Origin of the sequence: Pseudolactococcus chungangensis CAU 28 = DSM 22330 (assembly GCF_002441885.1) — a bacterium.
GTDB classification, from domain to species: Bacteria; Bacillota; Bacilli; order Lactobacillales; family Streptococcaceae; genus Pseudolactococcus; species Pseudolactococcus chungangensis.
In genome coordinates, this window is sequence record NZ_JXJT01000006.1 from 72,189 (window position 1) to 95,757 (window position 23,569).

General features: G+C 40.6%; 22 protein-coding genes and 1 riboswitch. Of the genes, 20 read left to right on the forward strand and 2 right to left on the reverse strand.

What is annotated here, in order from left to right; all coding sequences use genetic code 11:
• Positions 1–180: 180 nt before the first annotated feature.
• The 3 genes from RR45_RS04200 to RR45_RS04205 all read left to right on the forward strand — a co-directional run bounded on the left by RR45_RS04200 (position 181) and on the right by RR45_RS04205 (position 7,158).
• Positions 181–6,207 (forward strand): KxYKxGKxW signal peptide domain-containing protein, encoded by a 6,027-nt coding sequence (locus tag RR45_RS04200; protein ID WP_031365427.1) that lies wholly within the window; start codon positions 181–183, stop codon positions 6,205–6,207.
• A gap of 109 nt (positions 6,208–6,316) precedes the next feature.
• Entirely contained in the window at positions 6,317–6,460 is a 144-nt protein-coding gene (locus tag RR45_RS11165; protein WP_167362573.1) for a hypothetical protein, read from the forward strand.
• Positions 6,461–6,651: 191 nt separating this feature from the next.
• Positions 6,652–7,158, forward strand: coding sequence for a flavin reductase (locus RR45_RS04205; protein WP_031365428.1), 507 nt, complete (start codon positions 6,652–6,654; stop codon positions 7,156–7,158).
• A gap of 122 nt (positions 7,159–7,280) precedes the next feature.
• Here the strand turns inward: RR45_RS04205 and RR45_RS04210 are convergent, their stop codons facing one another.
• Positions 7,281–8,081: an aminoglycoside 6-adenylyltransferase gene (locus RR45_RS04210; RefSeq protein WP_072353509.1), complete on the reverse strand. Its 801-nt coding sequence runs from the start codon at positions 8,079–8,081 to the stop codon at positions 7,281–7,283.
• A 386-nt stretch (positions 8,082–8,467) separates the two neighbouring features.
• Positions 8,468–8,572, forward strand: a riboswitch (TPP riboswitch).
• A gap of 147 nt (positions 8,573–8,719) precedes the next feature.
• Between RR45_RS04210 and thiD the strand changes: the two genes are divergently transcribed.
• The 5 genes from thiD to thiE are packed head-to-tail and all read left to right on the forward strand — an operon-like array spanning position 8,720 to position 12,170.
• The gene (gene thiD / locus RR45_RS04215; protein ID WP_031365430.1) at positions 8,720–9,535 is read left to right on the forward strand and encodes a bifunctional hydroxymethylpyrimidine kinase/phosphomethylpyrimidine kinase; all 816 of its coding nucleotides are present in this window, start codon (positions 8,720–8,722) and stop codon (positions 9,533–9,535) included.
• Positions 9,532–10,227: a thiaminase II gene (tenA, locus tag RR45_RS04220; RefSeq protein WP_072353510.1), complete on the forward strand. Its 696-nt coding sequence runs from the start codon at positions 9,532–9,534 to the stop codon at positions 10,225–10,227. Before thiD ends, tenA begins: the two co-directional genes overlap by 4 nt.
• A gap of 1 nt (position 10,228) precedes the next feature.
• Complete coding sequence (gene thiW, locus RR45_RS04225; protein WP_244148288.1) at positions 10,229–10,705, forward strand: energy coupling factor transporter S component ThiW; 477 nt, start codon at positions 10,229–10,231, stop codon at positions 10,703–10,705.
• Positions 10,706–10,735: 30 nt separating this feature from the next.
• A complete protein-coding gene (gene thiM, locus RR45_RS04230; protein ID WP_167362574.1) occupies positions 10,736–11,557 on the forward strand; it encodes a hydroxyethylthiazole kinase in 822 nt (273 codons plus the stop codon).
• Complete coding sequence (gene thiE, locus RR45_RS04235) at positions 11,550–12,170, forward strand: thiamine phosphate synthase (protein WP_031365433.1); 621 nt, start codon at positions 11,550–11,552, stop codon at positions 12,168–12,170. Before thiM ends, thiE begins: the two co-directional genes overlap by 8 nt.
• A 19-nt stretch (positions 12,171–12,189) precedes the next feature.
• Here thiE and RR45_RS04240 read toward each other — a convergent pair whose 3' ends face one another.
• The gene (locus tag RR45_RS04240; protein ID WP_031365434.1) at positions 12,190–12,858 is read right to left on the reverse strand and encodes a DUF6198 family protein; all 669 of its coding nucleotides are present in this window, start codon (positions 12,856–12,858) and stop codon (positions 12,190–12,192) included.
• A gap of 471 nt (positions 12,859–13,329) precedes the next feature.
• On the opposite strand from RR45_RS04240, the gene cls reads away from it, so the two are divergent.
• The 12 genes from cls (at position 13,330) to RR45_RS04300 (ending at position 23,471) form a co-directional block, all read left to right on the forward strand.
• Positions 13,330–14,802: a cardiolipin synthase gene (gene cls, locus RR45_RS04245; RefSeq protein WP_031365435.1), complete on the forward strand. Its 1,473-nt coding sequence runs from the start codon at positions 13,330–13,332 to the stop codon at positions 14,800–14,802.
• Positions 14,803–15,121: 319 nt separating this feature from the next.
• The gene (gene guaC / locus RR45_RS04250) at positions 15,122–16,108 is read left to right on the forward strand and encodes a GMP reductase (protein WP_031365436.1); all 987 of its coding nucleotides are present in this window, start codon (positions 15,122–15,124) and stop codon (positions 16,106–16,108) included.
• 313 nt (positions 16,109–16,421) lie between these two features.
• On the forward strand, positions 16,422–17,636 hold the full coding sequence (locus RR45_RS04255) for an MFS transporter (protein ID WP_031365437.1): 1,215 nt from the start codon (positions 16,422–16,424) through the stop codon (positions 17,634–17,636).
• Positions 17,637–17,694: 58 nt separating this feature from the next.
• The gene (gene rpsP / locus RR45_RS04260; RefSeq protein WP_003137168.1) at positions 17,695–17,973 is read left to right on the forward strand and encodes a 30S ribosomal protein S16; all 279 of its coding nucleotides are present in this window, start codon (positions 17,695–17,697) and stop codon (positions 17,971–17,973) included.
• A gap of 114 nt (positions 17,974–18,087) precedes the next feature.
• Positions 18,088–18,327: a KH domain-containing protein gene (locus RR45_RS04265; protein ID WP_031365438.1), complete on the forward strand. Its 240-nt coding sequence runs from the start codon at positions 18,088–18,090 to the stop codon at positions 18,325–18,327.
• Positions 18,328–18,421: 94 nt separating this feature from the next.
• The gene (gene rimM, locus RR45_RS04270; protein ID WP_031365439.1) at positions 18,422–18,937 is read left to right on the forward strand and encodes a ribosome maturation factor RimM; all 516 of its coding nucleotides are present in this window, start codon (positions 18,422–18,424) and stop codon (positions 18,935–18,937) included.
• A gap of 1 nt (position 18,938) precedes the next feature.
• Positions 18,939–19,667 carry a tRNA (guanosine(37)-N1)-methyltransferase TrmD gene (trmD, locus tag RR45_RS04275; protein WP_031365440.1) on the forward strand — a complete coding sequence of 243 codons (729 nt, stop codon included), beginning with the start codon at positions 18,939–18,941 and terminating at the stop codon, positions 19,665–19,667.
• The gene (locus RR45_RS04280) at positions 19,668–20,270 is read left to right on the forward strand and encodes an HAD-IA family hydrolase (protein ID WP_031365441.1); all 603 of its coding nucleotides are present in this window, start codon (positions 19,668–19,670) and stop codon (positions 20,268–20,270) included.
• Positions 20,260–20,640 carry a DUF1149 family protein gene (locus RR45_RS04285; protein ID WP_031365442.1) on the forward strand — a complete coding sequence of 127 codons (381 nt, stop codon included), beginning with the start codon at positions 20,260–20,262 and terminating at the stop codon, positions 20,638–20,640. The genes RR45_RS04280 and RR45_RS04285 overlap by 11 nt, the downstream gene beginning before the upstream one ends.
• Positions 20,641–20,646: 6 nt before the next feature.
• A complete protein-coding gene (locus tag RR45_RS04290) occupies positions 20,647–21,492 on the forward strand; it encodes a DegV family protein (RefSeq protein ID WP_031365443.1) in 846 nt (281 codons plus the stop codon).
• Positions 21,493–22,257: a 4-hydroxy-tetrahydrodipicolinate reductase gene (gene dapB / locus RR45_RS04295; protein ID WP_031365444.1), complete on the forward strand. Its 765-nt coding sequence runs from the start codon at positions 21,493–21,495 to the stop codon at positions 22,255–22,257.
• The gene (locus RR45_RS04300; protein WP_031365445.1) at positions 22,254–23,471 is read left to right on the forward strand and encodes a CCA tRNA nucleotidyltransferase; all 1,218 of its coding nucleotides are present in this window, start codon (positions 22,254–22,256) and stop codon (positions 23,469–23,471) included. Before dapB ends, RR45_RS04300 begins: the two co-directional genes overlap by 4 nt.
• Positions 23,472–23,569: the final 98 nt, after the last annotated feature.

Genomic DNA, 23,569 nt, shown 5'->3' on the forward strand with positions numbered 1-23,569 from the left:
TTATTTGAATTAAAAATATTTAAATGATAAAATAATGATATATAGATAAGTAAATTAAATAAAAAGGTGTGAGTATGGTTAGCCGTGCTTGACAAATGGTGAACAATATGGCAAACACAACACAACACAACACAACACAACACAACACAACATTAAGCATACTTTATAAAGGAGGTGATGATGATGAGAAGAAAGATAGAAGAAGAAACGAAACAAACCCATTATCGCTTATGGAAATCAGGTAAAAGATGGCTCTATGCGAGTGCTACTTTGTTGACCATTTTTGGTAGCGGTTACATTTTTGATGAGGTTGGAGTGACTGATGATATTATTAAGTCTGCTCAGAAATTTATTAAGGAGATTACGACGCTAGAGACGGTAGAGGCAGTGCAGACGGACTATGCCACAGATGGGGCGAAAGATATCTGGATTTCTACCGGTAATTATCAGGTGCAATTTATACCTGTAAAAACTTATAGCGCTATCCAAACACTTCCGTCACTTCCTGCGGGAGCAGTTGTTGAAAAAGCTATCCTGATGCGTCATAGTGAATGGCATCACGCTCAGATGGCTCCTAATACAGGTTTTGCTGTAACACTAAAAGGTGCGACGACACAAGTTCCGTTCAATTCTAATAGAAATTTAACAGCTGGTTATTATACAGATACGGGGTATCAGGTTTATTCTGATGTGACGTCGTTACTACAATCAGCCAATGTGACAGGAAATGACCTTGTAGGCAATTTTTCTGCAAGCGTCTACCCAACGAATGAAGACTCTATCGCATATACCTATCTTATTCTTGTCACAAAGCGTTCTGATTTTCCATTGAAACAAGTTACGATTAATGATTTTGACTTTGCAAGTCCTTATGGTTCTGCGGGAACCTATAATAATACGGCAAGCATCTCAATAGGTAGCGGTTATAAAGCCAATACCATTAACTTTTATACCTCACTTTGTTCAATGGAGTTGTCAGATAATGCCAAAGTTTTTATTGACGGCACAAAAATTATGGACGTTACCCACAACAGTGGTGGTGGCATTGATGAGTGTACCGCAAGTCTAGGTACATTTAACAATACAGTTACAACTGGTACTTTGGCAATCCAAAACAATACAACGGGGCATTTTGGCTTTACCTTGCAAAATATTGTAGGAACTTCGTCAGCAGTTTACGGTTTTATCGTGAGCGAAACAGAGGTCGAAAAAATCGGTCTTGTTCAAGAATATGTGGATAGTGACGGCATTAATCTAGGAACACTTTATCCAGCCTATGCTCAGACAAAAGTAGAGGGGACTCGTGGAGATTCATACCTTAGTTTCTTAAACCCACTATCAGCACCCGTAGGTTACAGTGGTCCAACAACTAGCACAAATGACCCAGATGATGGGTTTGGGGTCAATGATGACTTGTTTAATGAATTCTCAGATTCCACAGTGACTTACGCCTACACCAACCTCCCCCAAAAAACCGATGTACAAATCGTAGGTGGACCGCTGATTAACCAAGGAACACAGGAAGATGTTTTAGTCGGTCGGACAGACAAGCCCTCCGAGGCACCCAATGCAAGTTATACCTATATTGCACCAACTGGCTACCATATCGACAGTATCACCTCGACAGCCAATGGCGATACTCTGACCCTACCGACGATTTCTGGCACGACGACTAAAACAGCTACTCTAGCCGTCGCCAAGTACGGTTCAGATACCGCCACAGATTCCGTTATCACGATTCGCTTGCGGAGTGACACCGCAAACTCAAGTGTGACTTTCCAAGATGTGAGTGCCGATACCGTGTTAGATGCCATGGATATTGCCACCTCAACAGGTGCGGTCATTGATTTTTCAACTGCTAATACCAAATTAGCGACACTTCAAGCTGCTAACTATGTTGTCAAGGATAACGGTATCCCAAGTGTTGATACGACTTATACGCCCGGTGGCGACTATGATTACACGGTCAATCTCCTACACGATACGGAAATGCGGACAGATATTTATAATGTCAACTATACCGTTCACCATGATTATACGGATAACACCAAAGACCATGATGCGGTCGAAACGCTCCAAGTCACGAGAACTTATTACTGGGATAAGGTCACCAATGCCGAAGTGCCCGCCACTGCGACGATGGCGAACTATGCCGTGGCTGGCAATATAACCGTCCACCCAAGTGCACCAGTCTATGCGTTCAAAACAGGAGACGAGGCTAAGGGAACTTTGAGCGCGACAGGTGATTTACAGCTCAAAACGGTCAATAAAGATACGACACCAGGTGGCTGGATTGCCTCTAAAGCCAGTGTGATACCAGCTAAAATCGAGCTGAGTAAAAATGCCACGACAGGCACCAATAGTACAGGGACAATTACAGTCACTGACACGATTAATTACACCCAAAATCAAGTCGGGTTCACTGATGTCACCAATAATAATACCGACCTCGGACCAGTCTTACTGGAGGGCACGCTCAATAGCCCGATTGACTTCACAGCGACCACGACCAAGCTCAATGACTTGATCAATACGAAACACTACGTTGTACGGGATAGTGATGTACCAAGTGTGACAACCAATTTCGCTGTTGGCAATCCGAATTACACGATTAATCTGATCCACGATACGGAAATGCGGACAGACACCTATAACATCGGCTACACAGTCAATCATGTGTACTCTGACGGTGCTGCCAATCATCAAACCCTTGAAAATGTGACTGTGACACGGACTTACTACTGGGACAAGGTCACCAATACCGAAGTCCCCGCAACTGCGACGATGGCGAATTATGCTGTAGGTGGTAATAAAGATACGCATCCAAGTGCGCCAGTCTATGCGATCACTTCTGGTGCCGTTGATGTGACGTCATTGAACACAAGCACCGGTGCGCTCCAGCTCAAAACGGTGAACAGAGATACCGCAACCAATTGGCTGACGGATAAAACGAGTGCCAACCTAGCCGCGATTGACCTAAGTCAAAACGCTAATACAGGTACAGGTCAAACCACAACGATTACTGCCAGCGATACGATTAACTATTACCGCAATGCAGAGCTGCGGACAGATACCTATAATATCAACTATAATGTTAATCATATCTACAAAGGCGATACAACTAATCCGAATAGTCACATCACCTCTGAAACCTTACAAGTGACGAGACATTATTACTGGGACTTGGTTTCTAATACGGAGATTCCGGCAACTGCGACCATGAATGAGTATGGCGTGAGTGGTGTAATTGCGACTAAGCCAGGTGCCCCAGTCTATATCTTAGATGCTGCGGATATCGGTGATGTGCTCACTTTTAGCGCAACAACGGGTGACCTCCAGCTGAAAAGCGTTGCACAAGATGGTAAAGCCAATTGGCTGGCAGATAAAGCAAGTGTCACCCCAGCCTTAATCGCGCTGAGTCAAAATGCTGCGACAGGCACAAAAGGTACAGCCACTATCAATGTGTCTGGCACCATTAACTATTACAGTGATACCGAACTTCGGGTAGACACCTATAACATCGACTACATCGTCAAGCACGACTACACGGACAATACACTAGACCATGAAACTGAAGAAGAAGTCCAAGTCACCCGAACTTACTACTGGGATAAAGTGACTAATTCGGCTGTTTCTAGCACTGCCGATATGTCTCACTATGGCGTGAGTGGTGTGATTGCGACCAAGCCAGTTGCCCCAGTCTATGCCCTACACGCGGGAGATGTGGGAGATGTCGAGTCACTTGATACGGCAACCGGTGCTCTGCAATTCAAACCGATTGCCAAAGATGCCGCGATTGGCTGGGAGGCCTCTACCGCCAGTGATGTCGCCTCTCTCATTCAACTCAGTCAAGATCCAACGACAGATACAGGCGGTAGTGGCGATATTGAGATTATTGACACGATTTACTACTACAAAGATGTGGTGAGATTTAACGATATCACGACAAATGCGGTGCTTAACATTTATGGCTTGACAGGTTACGTAGGCGGTCCGATTGATTTTACCGGAGCTAATGCGCTGTTAACAGGCTTTGAAGCAGGTCACTATGTCGTTAGAGATAATGATATCCCACCCACACCGACCAATTTCCAAGATCACAATCCTGATTACACGGTCAATCTAATGCATGACACGGTCATGCGGACAGATACTTACACCATCGACTATGCCGTCAATCACATCTATTCAGATGGTAGTTATGACAGTAAGAGTCAAGGCAATATGACTGTCACGAGAACCTATTACTGGGACTTAGTCACTGACAAAGAAGTGCCTGCGACTGCCGATATGACACTGTATGCCGTCAATAAAGATAAGACAAAACATCCAGCTGCACCTGTCTATCAACTCGCAACTGCTGATGCAGGCAAAGCCCAGCTTGATACGGCGACAGGCGATCTGCAGCTACAAACGATAGCTGCGGATAATCATACAGGATACTTTGCTTCTCAAGCGCAAGTCAAACCAGATATGATTGAGCTGAGCAAGAATACCGTGACAGGTACCCAAGGCACAGCCGATATTAAGGTATCTGATACCATTAACTATTACCGTAATTCAGAAATGCGGACAGATACTTACAATATCAGCTACACCGTGTATCATGATTATTCAGACGGTAGTCATAACCACGATACAGCCGAAGTTTGGCAAGTCACTCGGGAATATTACTGGGATTTGGTGACGAACGCTGAAATTTCATCAACCGCCGATATGTCCCAATACGGTGTCAGTGGTGATAGTAAGACCCAGCCGAAATTACCTTACTTTAGCTTATCTGAAGTGAGTCGGTTGCGGACATTGGGTGCGACATTACCTACTACACTTCAACCTAATCCTGGTCTGACTAACGTGAATAGGCTAGGAGGCATTGGCTTATACGATCTGGATCTAGGCGATATGGGCTCATTTGATTCAGCAACTGGCGACTTCCAGCTTAAAACCGTCCGACAAGATGGTAAACCTGACTGGATTGCGTCTAAAGATTTTGTGAAACCAGCCAAACTAGAGCTGAGCCAAGACCCAACAACTGGTACCCCACAAATTGCCGATATTAATATAGAGGATACGATTGACTACTATCGAGATTCTGAAATTCGGACAGATACCTATAACATCAACTACACCGTGCACCATGACTATGCGGATAATGCCAAAGATCATGATGAGCAAGAACACATGACCGTGACGAGAACCTATTATTGGGATAAGGTCGCAAATGCGGAAGTCCCATTGAATGCGACGATGAACCACTATGCGGTGCATGGCGTTATCGTTGATGATCCGACGGATCCTGTCTATGCTTTTGCGGCAGGATATACGGGTGCAGCCACCTTGGATAAGGCAGATGGCGATCTCCAATTGCCAACAGTTGATGCGGATATCCGTGTAGGCTATACAGCTTCTCAAGCGAGTGTGACACCAAATGTACTTGCCCTACGTCAGGATGCCAACACAGGTACAGCTAAGACCGCAACGATTGACGTGACGGATACGATTACTTATACAGCTGATCCTTATGCGATTACCTATCTAAACCAAGATGGGACAGTCTTTACGACTTGGGATGCGGCTTATACGACAGTTCCGACTAGCTACACAGCAGAAGATGCGGTTATCTTACCTAAGCGAGACAATGTAGACAAACCAGGCAAAATTTTCCTAGGCTGGTATGACAATAATGCCTTTACAGGCGATGCCATCACGGACATCCCTATTGGCACGATAGGCGATAAAGTCTACTACGCCAAGATGAAAGATGATTTATCTCGGATTGACGCCAAAGACATTGTCCGCACCATCGGCAAACACCAAACCTACGCATGGCATCACACAGACCATGATGTGAAATTGTATGATGAAGATGCCAAAGAGATAGTAGATGCGGTGATTTGGACGATTATTGATGGTCAAGTCTATACTAAAACCGACATGGCAGCCTTGCCAGAGGGTGTTTACAATGCGACTTTCTCTAATATCGATCCACGGACGGATACGGCAGCTTTTGCGGGTCTATTGCCCACGACATCTGCCCCTAGAGCTGTCACATCACAAGCTAAAATCACGATTTTGGCGAAAGATGAGGGCACACTTTTGAATGCCGGTGAGCGTCGCAATCTTTTGACTGTCTTGAGTGGTTTTATCTTGATGATGCTATCAGCTGCGATCATCAAGTTGAACCGACGCAAACGCAACGATAATTAAACTTTTGACGCTTAACTTAAAAGTTTAATCTAACTGAAAAAGAGCTTTCGGGCTCTTTTTTAGTTAAACGGGTATAGTTTATTGCGTTCAATTAGTGTAAAATGAAAATATGAAGAAAATCATTGGTGTATCTGGTGCTGGTAAATCAGTTTTATCACGAGAAATGACGCAAGAGTTGCAGCTGTCTATTTATCATTTGCCGCCATTTCGTCAGGATAAAATCTCACGTCTAGGTATACCTGACTATTTTTAAGAAAAAATGTTTGATAAAGACGATATGAAATGCTTAAAGTTTGTTTGATTGTTTAATCAAAAAGTGTGATCGTTTATCGTGACAGCACTCGAATCACGTCCGGAAAAAGTCCAACTCATTACTTTAAAAAATCGCCGACAAGTGTGTGATTTTTTAGAACGAATTGAGTCATCAAGAAAAGGAGCTTCTATATGACATTTAAGACAGTCCACATTAACACACTTGACATGAATCCTTTTACTAAAATCGGCAAGGAGTGGCTACTGATTACGGCTGGTACAGTTGATAATTGTAATACCATGACTGCTAGTTGGGGAGGTTTGGGCTTTCTCTGGAACCGCAACGTCGCAACGGTCTATATCCGTCCACAGCGCTACACGAAACTATTTGTGGATGATAACGATATGTTTACACTCAGCTTTTTTGGTCGCGATTTTCGCAAAGCATTGACCTATATCGGTCAAACAAGCGGTCGCGATGAAGATAAAATTGCAACTGCTGGTCTCACCCCCTATTTGTTAGAAAACACCGTAGGATTTGAAGAGGCAGAGATGATTTTTGTTATGAAAAAATGTTATCAAACGTCTATTGACCCCGAGAAATTTCTTGATGCTACGATTGCCGAGCACTATCCAGACAAAGACTACCATGATATGTATATCGCCGAAATCGTTAACGTCTATGTGAAAGAACAATAAAGGGCACCTCTAAAAATTCAGATTTGCCCAAATTTGTCGGTATCCTTGATAATCGAAAAAATGCTTAAGTTTGTTTTAAAAGCAATTTTTAGAGGTACAATAAAAAGCCGATTGAGGCTTTTTTATAATTTTTGTAAAATGTAGTCAGTTGTTTGATTGACGGCTTCTGTATCATAAGTCAGTTGTAAATCATGACTTAGGCTTGGTAGGAGCTCAGTCGCCAGATGAAGGGCAGTAGATAAAGCAAGCCCAGTCCGAGTCAAATCTGACAAATCATATAAGCGTTCAAGACCATCAAAGTAATCAGGGAGTCGCTTGTGTGCCTTACCCACTGATAGAGAGAAGTCTGTGTCCTTTCCGACCCGCCAACTCAACAGGCGGTAAAGCTCCTCACGAACAATTGTCTCAAAAAAGTAGTTAGCATAGAGCAGTTCGCCCCGCAGGATACCTTTGAGCACATAGGTGCTGACCCAGAAAAATTCTATGACGCAGTCGTTAAATTCAATCTGAGTGGGCTGCTGTACCCAGTGAGTTTGGTCGGTTGTGGCGGGGAGGTTGGTACAAACACCTGTTTTATCAAGGAGGATTGTGTTCAGGGTATCTTCTGCCAAGTAGGCGGGCACTGAGGAGATTGGCTGAATTTTCAAGTCGAGGCGGTTACCATCCATGAATTGCATGAGCCAGCACCAGCGATTTTTTTCAGGTAAAATCTGCTGAATCATGAGTTCGCCAAAGTGACTGCGCTCAAACTGCTCAAATGCTGGGAAGTCAGCATCTGAAACAAAGTAGGTCATGTCATAATCTTGATATTGGTCTGGCTTGACAGTTGGGTCATTGCGTGATCCCTCACTGCCAATCATGAGAATGGCTGGATTTTCTTGTCCTGTTGTCATGATGAGGTTAAAAAGTGTTTCTGATGTCATGATTTTCTCCTTTCTGAGATTTTACTTCGTAAAATCTTGAAACTTGACCTACGCTGACGCTGCGGCCAAGCGAGGACATTCGCGAACTTTGTCCGCTCAAAGGCTTATCTTTTAGTGCAACATGTGATTTATCTTAAAAAGCAGTATTTTAACAAAAACTATTATACTCAAATACTTAAAAAATGAAAACACCTTTGGATGATTTTCGCCATTTTGTCATTAATAAGTCTTACCATACCCCAATACGCTTTCAACTTATTGCCTAAAACTGACAAAAATCAGCTCAAAAGTTGTGTTTCCTTTTTTTTAGGTACCTGAGTATATTTTTAGATGAAAATTAAGATAAATATGATATAATGACCATAGGTAACACATTTAATTAAATAATTTATCACAAGGGGAGCCGTTTTTGGCTGAGATTGAGCACTTGCTCTGGACTCTTTGAACCTGAACTCGTTAGAACGAGCGGAGGGATGTGATTGATATGTTTTGATTGATAAGAAAATAGATAGGTATCAGAAGTGTTAGGTATTTAAGACTAACACCCAATCTGGGAACACAGCATTATCTACTCTATTTTACTATCGCGCTAACAATGCTATCAACCTCTCCTTGTGATGAAAAGGAGAGGTTTTTTTATGGAAATGACGCAAAAAGCATTGACAATTGCAGGTTCTGACTGTAGCGGTGGTGCAGGCATTCAGGCTGATTTAAAAACATTTTCGGCACATGGTGTCTATGGTATGTCTGTTATCACAGCGATTGTGGCTGAAAACACTTATCGTGTTAGTGGGATTATGGATGTAAGTCCTGACATGATTGACAAGCAAATCAGGGATGTGTTTGAGGATATTTATCCCGATGCGGTTAAAATCGGGATGCTTAACACAATAGAAACGATGACCGCAGTCGCTGAGAGTCTCAAAATTTGGCAACCACAAAATGTCGTGATCGACCCTGTCATGTATGCCAAAAATGGGAGTCCGCTCATGTCACTCGATGCGATTGAGACGCTGATTAAAGTCGTTGTTCCTCTTGCAACGCTTGTCACACCTAATATACCGGAGGCTGAGGAAATTGCGGGAATGATGATTTCAAATATTGGCGATATGAAAGTTGCGGCGATGAATATACATGAGATGGGATGCCAAGCAGTGCTCATCAAAGGTGGGCATGCCAAAGGAGATGCAACAGATGTCTTTTATGATGGTCACAAGTTTTATCAGTTGACGACATCACGAATACAGACCAAAAACACGCATGGGACAGGTTGCACCCTATCTTCAGCAATTGCCAGTAATCTAGCGCTGGGATATCCCATGGCTGATGCTGTTAAACTGGCTAAAGCGTATGTGACTCAAGCGATTGCCCACGCCTTACCTCTTGGTCAAGGAAATGGTCCAACGCATCATTTTCATGATTTGGTTCAAAAAAAGAAAGGCGTGTCATCATGATTGCTCGAAAACTCAAAAATTCCGTTGCTAGCTTATGGGAAACAACATACCAGCATCCATTCGTCCAAGAACTCGGTCAGGGTAGGCTACCGCAAGAAAAATTTAAATTCTATCTCCTACAAGATTATCTCTACCTCCTTGATTATGTACGTCTCATGGCTTATGCTGCGATACATGCGGATGATGAATTAAGTATGCGCTATTTTACGACGATACAGTCTGATATTTTAGACTCAGAACTCGAGACACACAGAAACTATATGGCGGCATTTGATATTTCAGCAGAAGCGGCAGAAAAAGTTCAACCAACCTTGTTTAATCGCGCTTATGCAGCCAATATGTTAACCACTGCACAAAGTGGTCAACTTACTAAAATCATTGCTACAGTGCTACCGTGTGCTTGGACTTATGCCGAATTTTCCCAACGCTTGGTCAAAGCCTATAACCATGAGCTAGCTAATAACCCTTATCGAGTCTGGCTAGAAAAATATGCGTCTGATGATTTTGCCCAGTCAGCACAATGGTTGCTTGCAAAGTTAGAGGCCTTGATGCAAGATAAATCTGAGCAGGATTATCAAGAAATTCAGGCGATTTTTAAATCCAGTTTAGAATTTGAGTATCTCTTTTGGGAGATGTCTTATGAGATGCAAACTGGTGTTTTCGAAAATTATGAGAGACAAAAAGGGAACTGAAATGACAAACGGAAAATTTTTAAATCGCTTAGTTTTTTTGGCGATGATGGTCGCAGTCGGTGTCGTGATTTCACCTTTACTCCGAGTGGAGGGATTTGCACCGATGCAACATTTGGTGAATGTGACGTGTGCCGTCTTTCTAGGACCGTGGTATTCACTAGCTTGTGCGGTAGCAATCGGGGTAATTCGGATGTCACTGATGGGGATTCCGCCGCTTGCCTTAACTGGAGCTGTTTTTGGTGCTTTTCTATCCGGCATTTTCTATGCTAAAACGGGTAAAATCTGGGCAGCTGTTCTAGGTGAAATCATCGGAACTGGCCTTATCGGTTCAATAGTATCGTATCCTGTCATGACGCTTTTATATGGTAAAAGTGACCTCACGTGGTTGTTTTATGTGCCGTCATTTTGTATTGCTAGTACCATGGCGGCACACTTGCAGGTGTCATGCTTTATGCCATGCAGAAAAATGGTATTTTAGCTCAATTGATAAATGGTTTGGGACGAAAAAATGATTAAAAAACCACTCATTCACTATATCACGCACCCGATTGTCATGACGGATTGTGCGAACGCAATTTTGGCAATCGGTGGGAGTCCGATTATGGCAGAGCATCATGCCGAAGTTCAGGACATCACAGCCAAAGCAGCAGCCTTAGTTGTTAATCTTGGAAATATTACTGATTATCGGATGCAAGCGATACGTTTATCAGGTCAAGTCGCCTTAGAAAAAAGATTACCGATAGTCCTTGATTTAACAGGTATAGCAGTGAGTTCTCTTCGTAGAAGGTTTGCGCATGACTTTATCACAATGTTTTCGCCACAGCTCGTTAAAGGTAATGTGTCTGAAATTTTAGCCTTGTTGGCGTTTACAACGCAGGCAAATGGTGTGGATACAGGAGATAACCATTTGACGATAGAGCAGCTGATGAAGATGAGAAGCTTTTGTCAGTCGCATAGTTGTACCCTCCTTCTAACAGGGGAAATTGATGTGATTGTTGATTTTAGGGGTTTCATTTGTCTAAAAAACGGATCAGAGAAATTAACACAAGTAACTGGAACGGGGTGTTTATTGTCCGGCATACTAGGTTATTTTCTAAGTCAAGTTACTGATTTAGAAACGGTAGATGCTGTGGTTAAAGCAGTGGGACTTCTGACGATTGCTAGTGAATATGCTGACAAGAACTCAGTTGGTCTAGGTAGTTTTAAGGCGAGTTTATTTGACTATCTTGGCAATTTAAACCCCAATCAGATAAGGGAAAAATTAGTGTGTTTTGAGAGTCAAATACCTCAGGATATTGTGATGTATAGAAAGAAGAACTGCCATGAATAAAAGTGAATTAAGCCTATATTTAGTGACTGATCGGGGCAATTTAAGTGACCAAGATTTTTTGACGAAAATCGAGCAAGCTATTTTAGGTGGTGTCTCTTGTGTTCAATTACGTGAAAAAGAACTGTCAAGTCGAGCGTTTTACGAGTTAGCTTTACAGGTTAAAGCAGTGACGGATAGGTATCATATCCCCTTTTTAATCAATGACCGTTTAGACATCGCTTTGGCGGTGAATGCTAGTGGCGTTCATCTAGGTCAGAGTGATTTACCAGTCGCAGTAGCTAGGCATCTTTTAGGGTCAGACAAGCTGATTGGTATTTCTGCTAAGACAGTAGCACAAGCATTAGCTGCACAAGCAGGAGGTGCTGATTATTTAGGAGTCGGCGCTATGTTTCCAACTACTACAAAAGTCATCACGCAAGAGACAACACGAGAAACTTTGATGGCGATTACTGAGACGGTTCAGTTACCTGTTGTCGCAATAGGCGGGATTTCGAAGGCGAATCGTCATCAATTAATCGGTACGGGAATTGCTGGTATAGCTGTGGTTTCAGCGATTATGAGGGCTAGTCACCCGAAAAATGTTGCTGCTGAATTAAGTCAGATACCATTTTAGACAAAAAAAATACAGATTTTTAAAGTCTGTGTGTTAATTTAGGGAAAATATAGATGTCGGCATAGCCTAGCACTGTCCCCTGGAAAAACAAGGCAAATACGGTGCCAATATTAACAGCGGTAATCTGGCGAAAAATGATGGTGAGGATAATCATGATAAGGGCAGGAATTGAAAAGTTAACCCACTGGGCGATCTTGGCATTGCCTTTGAAATATTGAAATCTGAGGATATTAGTCATTTCATCACCGGGATGTAAAATCAAGTTAAGCCGTTGATAAATTGAAATCGCAACTGCAATCAGACAAATCCCAAAAAGATCAAAGATAATGATGAGCGGCAAGGGGAGATTGGGAATACCTAAAGTCAGGAAAAATTGCTTAAAAATCCCAACAAATGGGCCAAATAAACTGATAAAGATAATATTACCTAAGATACGAGGGGCGTCAAAGCGTCGTGTCAGGGCAATGTTAATTAAAATCTGAGAAGTACCATAAATGATAAGCACCCAAGAAATGGAAAAATTAAAATCCAGTGCGATATTAGCAGCTGATGCCGTCCACATACTTGATCCCATGTTAGCTGCGACCGTGAGCCCATTGCCAATCGCATTTAGCAAAAGCGAGAGGACAAAATAGTAGAATACCTCAAAAATTGAGGGCTTGCGCAGCCCATCCTGTGTTTTGATCATAGATACATTATACTATACTTATTAATCATATGCGTTTTTAACTTTTAAAAAAGAAGAACAGTTTATGAAAAAGATAGCAGTGATTTACAAATCACACTACGGTATTCCCAATTGGTCGAGCTTAGACTTACGAGAAAATACCTATGTCGCCTAGCATGATCCAGGTCAGGGACGTAAATTCATCTTATTTTACGATGAACATGATAAACTTCAAGGTACTTTCGGTGAATTTGGTGCCAATGCAATCAAAGGCTTATGTGCCATTTGTCAAGAAATGACAACCATCAGTCTATTTTTAGCAACGACTAAATCGAGTGGTGATGGCACTTATACCAAAAAGGGAATTATATCCGCCTAGATTCAGATGCATGTAATCAGCATCTCTATGATTTAAGTTCTTTTCATGGTTTTTTAAATGCCCTGAAATAATTCTTAAAGAATTTTTGTTAAAAATTATGTTAAAATACTAGTATGAATGCTTTTTTAGAAACAATCTTGTCCGTGGTCCGAACACATTTTAGTACAGTTGTGTTCTTTACTAATGTCCTCCTCTCATTAATTATTATTTTTCGTGAAAGAAAAAGTACGGCATCCACTTGGTCTTGGCTTTTTGTTATCAACTTATTACCCATTGTTGGCTTTATTTTATATATTCTAATCGGTAGAGGCATTTCAAGTTATCGAATTTTTAAGTTGGAAAAACAACCGAGGCATGGCTTTGCGGAAGAAATAAAACAGGCGAAAGCAGCCTATTCGAAAGACCGTTTTTTAACTAAATTAACAGATAATTATGTCATAGGTCAATTGTTACATATGCTGTTTATTTCAGAAGAATCAATTGTCTCCATGAATACAGATGTGAAACTTTTTACTGATGGTAGAGAGAAATTCGATGCCCTGATTGCTGACATTGAAAAAGCCCAGCACCATGTCCATGTCGAATACTATATTTTTCGTATGGATAATTTGGGCAAGGAATTAACACAAGCACTCATCGCAGCGAGAAACCGTGGTGTAGAAGTTCGAGTTCTGATTGATGCATGGGGTTCAAACGGCACGAAAATGCGCCATTTTAAAGAGTTGACCGCAGTAGGTGGAGAAGTCGTTTATTTCTTTCCACTGATTTTGCCACTGATTAACCCACGGACCAACTATCGGTTGCATCGTAAAATTGTCGTCATTGATGGGCAAGTTGGGTATACTGGTGGCTTTAATGTTGGAGATGAATATGTCAGTATCACCAAAAAATTTGGCTACTGGCGGGATAACCATTTGCGCGTGAAAGGGGATATTGTCTATTCCCTACAAAATCGGTTTATCATGGATTGGAATAGCCAACACCAATATGAAATTGCCAATTCATCAGCCTATTTTCCAAAAACAGATGCTTCAGGACATATCACGTCCCAATTTGTCTCAAGTGGTCCAGACACCAAGCGTGAACAAATTAAGATGGCATATCTTAAAATGATTAATGGGGCAGAAGATGAAATTATCATTCAAACACCTTACTATATCCCTGATGATTCCATTCATGAGGCACTGAAACTTGCACTTTTAAGTGGTGTTAAAGTTAGAGTGATGATTCCGAACAAACCCGACCATCCTTTTGTTTACTGGGCGACTTACTATTATAGTGCAAGTCTAGTGCGTTACGGTGCAGAAGTTTACACCTATGAAAATGGATTTGTGCATGCTAAGACGATTATTATTGATGGCAACTTTGCATCAGTAGGCTCTGCTAACTTTGATTATCGTAGTTTTAGTTTAGATTTCGAAGGCAATATGATTATTTATGACCGTGAGTTTTCACAACGTCTACGTCATGACTTCTTTGAAGACCTGAAAGTCAGTCGGCAATTGACAATGGCACGTTACGAAGAACGTTCGACTTTTATCAGATTTAAAGAGGGGATTGCCAGACTTATCGGTCCAATGCTATAGAATCCGAACATTCCAATAAAATATTTTCTAAATCATACAAACACTTTGAAAGTCTCTTTCAAAGTGTTTTATAATAAATAATGGAAGTTGTGACGAGCAGAGAAAAATGTTTGGAGAAACAAATGATATTAAGTCAAAACGATTTTCCAATATCTTCTGTCACAATAGTGAAGTTGAACAGATGTATTCGTTTAAGTGTACTTGTATGCTTTAGATAGTTAAATGAATATATAATCTGTTAAACTCGGTCGGTATCTGCAAATAAGCTAACTCAGATGAAAAAATCAGCTGAGTAGACTAATATTTGGAGAGTATAACTATGAATAATTTACCTGTTTTTGACTATGAGGACATCCAACTTGTGCCTAACAAGTGTATCATCAATAGCCGTAGTGAGGCTGACACATCAGTCAGCCTAGGTGGATACACTTTTAAAATGCCAGTCGTTCCTGCGAATATGCAGACGATTATTGACGAAGATGTCGCCGAATATCTTGCTAAAAATGGTTATTTCTATGTCATGCATCGATTTGATGAAGCTGCTCGGATTCCTTTTGTCAAAAAAATGCAAGCACAAGACTTGATTGCCTCGATTTCTGTCGGTGTTAAGGACTATGAATATGCTTTTATTGATGCCCTCAAAGCTGAAAATGCTGTACCAGAATTTATCACGATTGACATTGCGCATGGGCATTCTGATAGCGTCATTCGGATGATTCAGTATATCAAAGAAGTAATTCCAGAAACCTTTGTCATTGCAGGCAATGTCGGTACACCGGAGGCGGTTCGTGAGCTTGAAAATGCGGGTGCAGATGCGACAAAGGTTGGCATCGGACCAGGGAAAGTCTGCATTACCAAAGTTAAAACTGGTTTTGGGACTGGCGGTTGGCAGCTAGCAGCGCTACGTTGGTGTGCTAAGGCTGCACGTAAACCAATCATTGCTGACGGTGGCATTCGCACGCATGGCGACATTGCCAAATCAGTCCGCTTTGGTGCAACGCTTGTCATGATTGGCTCGCTCTTTGCAGGTCATGAAGAAAGTCCAGGTCAAACTATCACCAAAGATGGCGAACTTTTCAAAGAATATTTTGGTTCTGCCTCTGAGTACCAAAAAGGTGAAAAGAAAAACGTTGAAGGTAAGAAAATTTTGGTTCCGCATAAAGGAGCCCTTCAAGATACTCTGACTGAAATGCAACAAGACCTGCAGAGCTCAATTTCTTACGCAGGTGGCCGTGACCTCGAAAGTCTAACTAAAGTAGATTACGTTATCGTTAAAAATTCCATTTGGAATGGCGATAGTATTTAAGTTGAATGTTGAAAAGCAATTCTAATTGTAGAATTGTTTTTTTTTTTTTTGATTTTATTTTCTAACATTTCAGTCAAAAAACTATTTTCTGCAATTTTCATGTTGAAAAAAAGCAAGCATCATGTTAGAATTATACGGTGTATTTTTTAACTGATTATCAGTTTATTTCATTTTTATTAACAATTAAATAACTGAGTTATGGCTTTTTGTGACTAGGAGAATAACTATTTTCGCATTATGGCAAATTTTTATTTTCATTGGTCTCAAAGAAATTGATTCACTATCTTACTTACAAGGAGAGTAGCAAAACAAAATGGACAACTCGAACTCACAAAGAAAAGTTTTAATTTCTGCTGCGGCAGGGATTGGCTTAGAAAATATGGATATCATGTTTTTGTCATTTTCAATGGCATCAATTATTGCGACTTTTGGTATCTCAGGTACACAGGCAGGATGGATTGGCACGATTACTAATTTCGGGATGCTTTTAGGTGGCATTGTTTTTGGTCTGTTGGCCGATAAAATTGGTCGTGTCAAAGTTTTTTCTTACACTGTCATTATTTTTTCAGTCGCATCAGCTCTCATGTTTTTCGCTTCAAATATTTATCTTGTTTACCTGTTTAGATTTATTGCAGGAATTGGTGCGGGTGGTGAATATGGTGCTTGTATGTCCTTGGTATCAGAATCAACACCTAAAGAAAAATTAGGTAAGGCAACATCAATTGTTGCGATTGGTGGGCAAATCGGTGCGATTTTAGCAGCTGTTTTAGCGTCATTAATCATTCCAGCATTTGGTTGGAAAATGCTTTATGTGATTGGGTTATTTCCAGTCTTGATGGTTTTATGGATTCGAAAAGATATCAAAGAACCTGAAAGTTTTCAAGCAACAGATCGTGCCGACCGTGGCCATCTTGGCTTGCTATTCAAGGATGGTAAAACGTCATGGCAAACGATTGGTCTCAGTTTGATGGTCATGGTTCAAATTGCTGGCTATTTTGGTCTCATGAACTGGTTACCAAAGATTATGCAAGATCAACTTAACCTTAATATAGCGGGTTCTTCTCTATGGATGGTTAGTACCATTCTGGGGATGTCTGTTGGGATGATGACTTTCGGGACAGTTATGGATAAATTAGGTGCTAGATTTTCCTACACTATTTTTCTTATCTGTTCCGCAGCTTCGGTTTATCTTTTAATACTTGCCAACAGTAGAATGACTTTGATTGCAGCAGCAGTTGTTGTCGGATATTTTATCAATGGGATGTATGGTGGGTATGGCGCGATTATCTCTAGCTTGTATCCAACAGAAATCCGTGCGACAGCTAATAATTTTATCATGAATATTGGTCGTGCCGTTGGTGGCTTTTCTTCAGTAATTATCGGGTTTTTACTAGATAAATATTCTTTGATGATTGTTGTTGTTTTCTTGTCTTTTATCTACATTTTTAGCTTGGTGATGATGTTGACAATTCCAGGTATTTCAAAGTTGAAAAAAGTCGAATTAATATCTGTCAAGAAAAAAACTTGACACCATAAAAAAATCTGCTATAATAATAAATGTAAACAAAAAAGAAAAGAGAAATATCATGTCTGTAAAAATTCGTTTGACTCGCATGGGTTCAAAGAAAAAACCTTACTACCGTATTAACGTTGCTGATTCACGTGCACCACGTGATGGTCGTTTCATCGAAACAGTTGGGACATACAACCCATTGATCGCTGATGAAAATCAAGTAACTTTAAAAGAAGAACGCATTCTTGAGTGGCTTGGCAATGGCGCACAACCTTCTGACACGGTTAAAAACATCTTGTCAAAAGCTGGCGTTATGAAAAAATTCCACGAAGCAAAATACGCTTCAAAATAAGCAAGTATTATATTTGTGAGAAGCGACTATTTTTGGTCGCTTTTTTGATAAATTTAGCTTTGAGTAGCATAGTTACTTTTGAGTATAAACTTTGACTAAACGAAAGAGACCATTATGGATTTAGATGTACAAGAGTTGGTATTGACGATTGTTAAGCCATTGACTACTGAACCTGACCTTGTTCGTATTGACATTGTAGACGGCGAAGAGTTTATTGAATTTCACCTCCATGTCGCAGAACAAGATATGGGACGAATTATCGGTAAGCAAGGTAGGATTATTCAAGCTATCAGAACGATTGTTTATTCTGTACCTGTTGAAGGTAAAAAAATTCGTCTACTCGTCGAAAAATAATTAAGCGCTGATTTCAGCGTTTTTTTTTATGAACTGAGATTGTTTTAGACGCTCGAGTCTTGGACTGATAGGCGGTCTGTGGTATAATGTAAGAATGGATTATTACAAAGTAGGAACGATTGTTAACACACAAGGTTTGCAAGGTGAAGTACGCATTATTTCGGTAACAGATTTTTCAGATGAACGTTATCAAAAGAATGCTGAGTTGGCTTTGTTTGACAAGGCTGACAAGTTCGTCAGAACCTTAAAAGTCAAAACACACCGTAAACAAAAGAATTTTGATATTGTCAAATTTGACGGTCTTTATAGTATCAACGATGTTGAAAAATTTCGTGATTTTTCCCTCAAAGTAGCAGCTGAAAATCGAGCAGCATTAGAGAGCGACGATGAATTTTACTATGATGATATTATCGGTTTAGATGTTTTTGAAAATGATACGAAAATCGGAAGCGTGGTTGAAATTCTACAGCCAGGAGCAAATGACGTCTGGGTCATCAAGCGTCAAGGTAAAAAAGATTTACTTTTACCCTTTATTGACGACGTGATTTTATCTGTCGATATTGCTGAAAATCAAGTCACAGTTGAGATACCAGAAGGATTGGATGACTAAGATGCGGATTGATATTTTAACGCTCTTTCCAGAGATGTTTTCCAGTCTGGAACATTCGATTGTCGGCCGTGCACGACAATCAGAAAAAATTGAAGTTAACTTCCATAATTTTAGAGATTTCGCAACTAACACGCAAAAACATGTGGATGATATGCCTTATGGTGGCGGTCAGGGCATGCTACTCATGCCACAACCAATTTTTGACACTATGGCGTCATTTCCACACGATAATGCCCGAGTCCTCATGATGGATCCGGCTGGTCGTAAATTTGACCAGGCTTTTGCGGAAGAATTGGCGACAGAAGAGCAAATCGTTTTTCTCTGTGGGCATTATGAAGGATTTGACGAGCGAATTAAAACATTGGTAACGGATGAAGTTTCTCTTGGTGACTATGTCTTGACAGGGGGAGAAGTTGCTGCTGCTGTCATGATTGATGCTACCGTTCGCTTAATTCCAGATGTACTTGGCAAAAAAGCCAGCCATGAGGATGATAGTTTTTCATCAGGTCTCCTCGAATATCCGCAGTACACTCGGCCCGAGGATTTTCGGGGGCTAAAAGTACCCGAAGTACTCATGAGTGGGCATCACGAAAATATTCGAAAGTGGCGTCTGCGCGAAAGTTTAGCGAAAACCTTGCGTCTACGGCCTGATTTGCTTGAGAAATACGAGCCAAACGCCGAGGAAACTGAGATTCTAAAAGGATTAGAAGCCGAGTCTGTGGTACAATAGATGAAGATTAAAAATTATATTTGGGATTTTGATGGGACCTTGTTTGATACCTATCCAGTCATGATAGATGCTCTGCAGCAAACCATTGTCAAGCATGTCATTCAATACGATGGTGATCTGGCTTACTTTATCAAAAAATACTCAATTCGCAAATTTACTTTAGACTATGCGACCCCAGAATTTAGTGACGATTATCATGATCTCGAAACGAAACTCCAGACAGATGTCAAATTTTATCCAGAAATACCGGCTATTTTAGCCGACATTGTCAATAAAGGTGGGCAAAATTTTGTTGTCAGTCATCGGGATGATAAGACTTACGAGTATTTGGGTGATTTAGCAGCCTTATTTACAGAAGTGATTACCAGTGACAATCATTTGGCAAGAAAGCCCAATCCTGAGGCTTTGAATTATTTAATTGAGAAATATAAGCTAGACCGCAGTCAAACTGCTATGGTTGGCGATCGCCCGCTAGATATTCTAGCAGGGCAAAACGCAGGTGTTAAAACAATTTTATTTGATGAGGCAGGTATTTTTTTCGACAACGAGTTAAAAGCTGATGTCCTTATCCAAACATGGGAGAACTTTAAAAATGAAGATTGAACGCGAACAAGAATTTGTCCACCAGTTTCACTATGACGCCAGAAATTTAGAGTGGGAAAAAGAAAATGGGACACCTGAAACGAACTTAAATGTTCAGTTTCAATTAGTGGAGAATGTTGAAGGGATTAGTGAATCTGATACAGCGATTAGTGGTGCGTTGACATTCATTATCGTTCTTGAGAACCTTGTGGTTTCAGGTCATATCAGTCAACTTAGCTATATTCGTGATTTAGTGATTGAAAATAGAGAGCAATTAGATCAAGAAAAGATGCAAGAATTAGCAGCTCCTTTATTTGATTTGCTCAAACGTTTAACTTATGAGGTAACAGAAATTGCCTTGGACGAACCAGGCATTAGTTTGGAATTTTGAAGTCATATGAAAACCGCAATTATTACAGATAGCTCAGCTTATCTAAGGGATGAGATTAAGGAGAAAGCCAACGTTTTTGTGTTGGATGTCCCTGTTTTTATCGCTGGTGAGACTTACATTGAAGGCAAGAATTTGACTGCCCAAGCCTTTTATGACAAGATGGCAGCAACTGAAGCACTACCTAAAACAAGTCAGCCTAGCATCAGTGATTTGGTTTCACAACTTGAAAAATTACAGGCTGACGGCTATACACACGTCATTGGTCTATTTCTATCGTCAGGTATTTCAGGATTTTGGCAAAATATTCAATATCTAAAAGATGAATTTCCAGATTTGACCTTATTTTTCCCAGATACTCTAATCACGTCAGCACCATTAGGCTATATGGTCGAAATGACCTATAACATGATTAAAACCAATGCACCATTTGATTTTATCACTTCTGAATTAACTGAAATGATTAATCAAACAACAGCATTTATCATTGTAGATGATTTAGATCATTTGGTTAAAGGCGGTCGATTATCAAATAGTGCTGCCATGATTGGCAATCTCTTGAATATCAAACCAATTTTACGTTTTGACGAAGAGGGAAAAATTGTTGTCTATGAGAAAATTAGGACAAGTAAGAAAGCCTTTAAACGGCTCTATAAAATCTTGGCTGAAAATACCAAAGATAGAGATTATAAAGTTTACGTGATTCATTCAAATATACCTGAAAAAGCACACGATGTTGCAGAGGAACTGACCAGTAAAGGGTTTGATGTTTCTATTGCGACATTTGGCGCAGTTATTGGGACGCACTTAGGGGAAGGAGCACTCGGATTTGGTATTAGTCCGAAATTAAAATAAATGATTAAAGTAATTATTTCTGGTTTTAAAGGTCGCATGGGGTCAACCGCAGTTGAAATGGTCAACAATGATCCTAAACTTGAATTAGCAGCCCTACTTGATCCATTTGCTACTGAAAAAGAAGTAGCAGGTGTACCTGTTTTTAATGATAAAGCAGATGTATTACGTGTAGCAGCTGATGTTTGGGTTGATTTTACTATCCCAGACGTGGCTTACGATAATACAAAATTTGCGTTAGAAAACAAGATTTGCCCAGTTGTTGGGACAACAGGATTTACAGAAGCACAAATTGCAGAATTAATTGCACTATCAAAATCTCAAAAAGTCGGTGGGTTAATTGCCCCTAACTTTGCGATTGGCGCAATTTTAGTCATGGAATTTGCTAGAAAAGCAGCGCAATATTTTCCAGATGTTGAAATTATTGAGTTACACCATGATAAGAAGAAAGATGCGCCATCTGGTACAGCTATTAAAACAGCAGAACTTATCAAAGAGACCCGAACTTATAAAAAACAAGGGGCAGTTGATGAGGTTGAGAGTATACCAGGTGCACGAGGTGCAGAATTTGATGGGATGCGCATTCACTCTGTTCGCTTGCCAGGTCTTGTAGCCCACCAAGAAGTTATCTTCGGTGCCAACGGAGAGGGCTTGACCTTACGTCATGATTCCTATGATCGCGTTTCATTTATGGGAGGCGTTAATTTAGGGATTAAGAAAGTTGTCAACATCGACACATTAGTTTATGGATTAGAACATCTTTTATGAGAGTAGAAAAAATGCCGGCGGAGTTTGTAAAAGCTCTGCCGATTTTGCAAAAAATCAGAAATTCTGGCTATGAGGCTTACTTTGTTGGAGGCAGCGTGCGAGATGTTTTACTGAATCGTCGTATTCATGATGTGGACATTGCCACTTCAGCTCATCCCGCTGAAACCAAGCAAATTTTTGAGCATACAATTGATATCGGTATTGAACATGGGACAGTTTTGGTCTTGGAAAAAGGTGGCGAGTATGAAGTCACGACTTTTCGGACAGAAGATGTCTATGTCGATTATCGTAGACCGTCTCATGTTAATTTTGTTCGAAAACTTTCAGAGGACTTATTGCGCCGTGATTTTACTATCAACGCCTTTGCCCTAGCAGATGATGGCGAAGTGATTGATCTTTACGGTGGTTTGGCAGACTTAGAGGCCCGAATTCTTCGTGCAGTCGGTAACCCGACCGAACGGTTTAACGAAGATGCTTTACGAATTATGCGTGGGTTACGATTTGCAGCTATTTTGAATTTCGACCTAGAAAGTACAACTTTTGCGTCAATGAAAGAACATGCTCACCTCTTGTCAAAAATATCGATTGAGCGCATTTTTATTGAACTCGATAAATTATTAATCGCAGATTTCTGGCAAAAAGGCTTTCGTGAACTATTAGCGATAGAAGCCTATCCTTATCTGCCGGGATTTTCGGATAGAACTGCCTTAGGCAACCTACTAACACTTTCCTCAGATTTTAAATTTACAACCGCAGTCCAAGCTTGGGGCTACCTCGCTCATCAACTTGGCTATTCTGATGGAAAATTTCTACTCAAAAAATGGAAAGTCTCGCGAGAATTCTCCACCGCTGTATCAAAATTTTTGACGGCCTATGACAAGCGCTTGAAAGGTGATTTTTCACCCGAGGACCTTTATAATCTTGGAAAATCAAGTCTGACTTTAGTCGAAGAAATGTTTGCTGCGCAAAATCTAGAGACGAATTTTGAGCAAATCTCAGCACTTGATGCGCAATTGCAAATCAGAAATAAGAAAGAAATTGCAGTACCAGCAGGTCAAATCATGACAGAATTTGGTATCCAACCAGGCCCACAAATTGGTCAATTGTTCCACCAAATCGAGCTTGAAATTGTCAAAGGACACCTGCAAAATACACCACAGCATATTTTTGATTATGTCAAAAAGACACTAGGCGAACTTAAATTTCACAAATGACTCACTTGGACGGCGCATCAGTGTAGGTCAAGTTTTAATACTACTTTTCTTTAAAAATGCTAAATTTTTAGATTAAATTTCATCAATCCATCATTAAT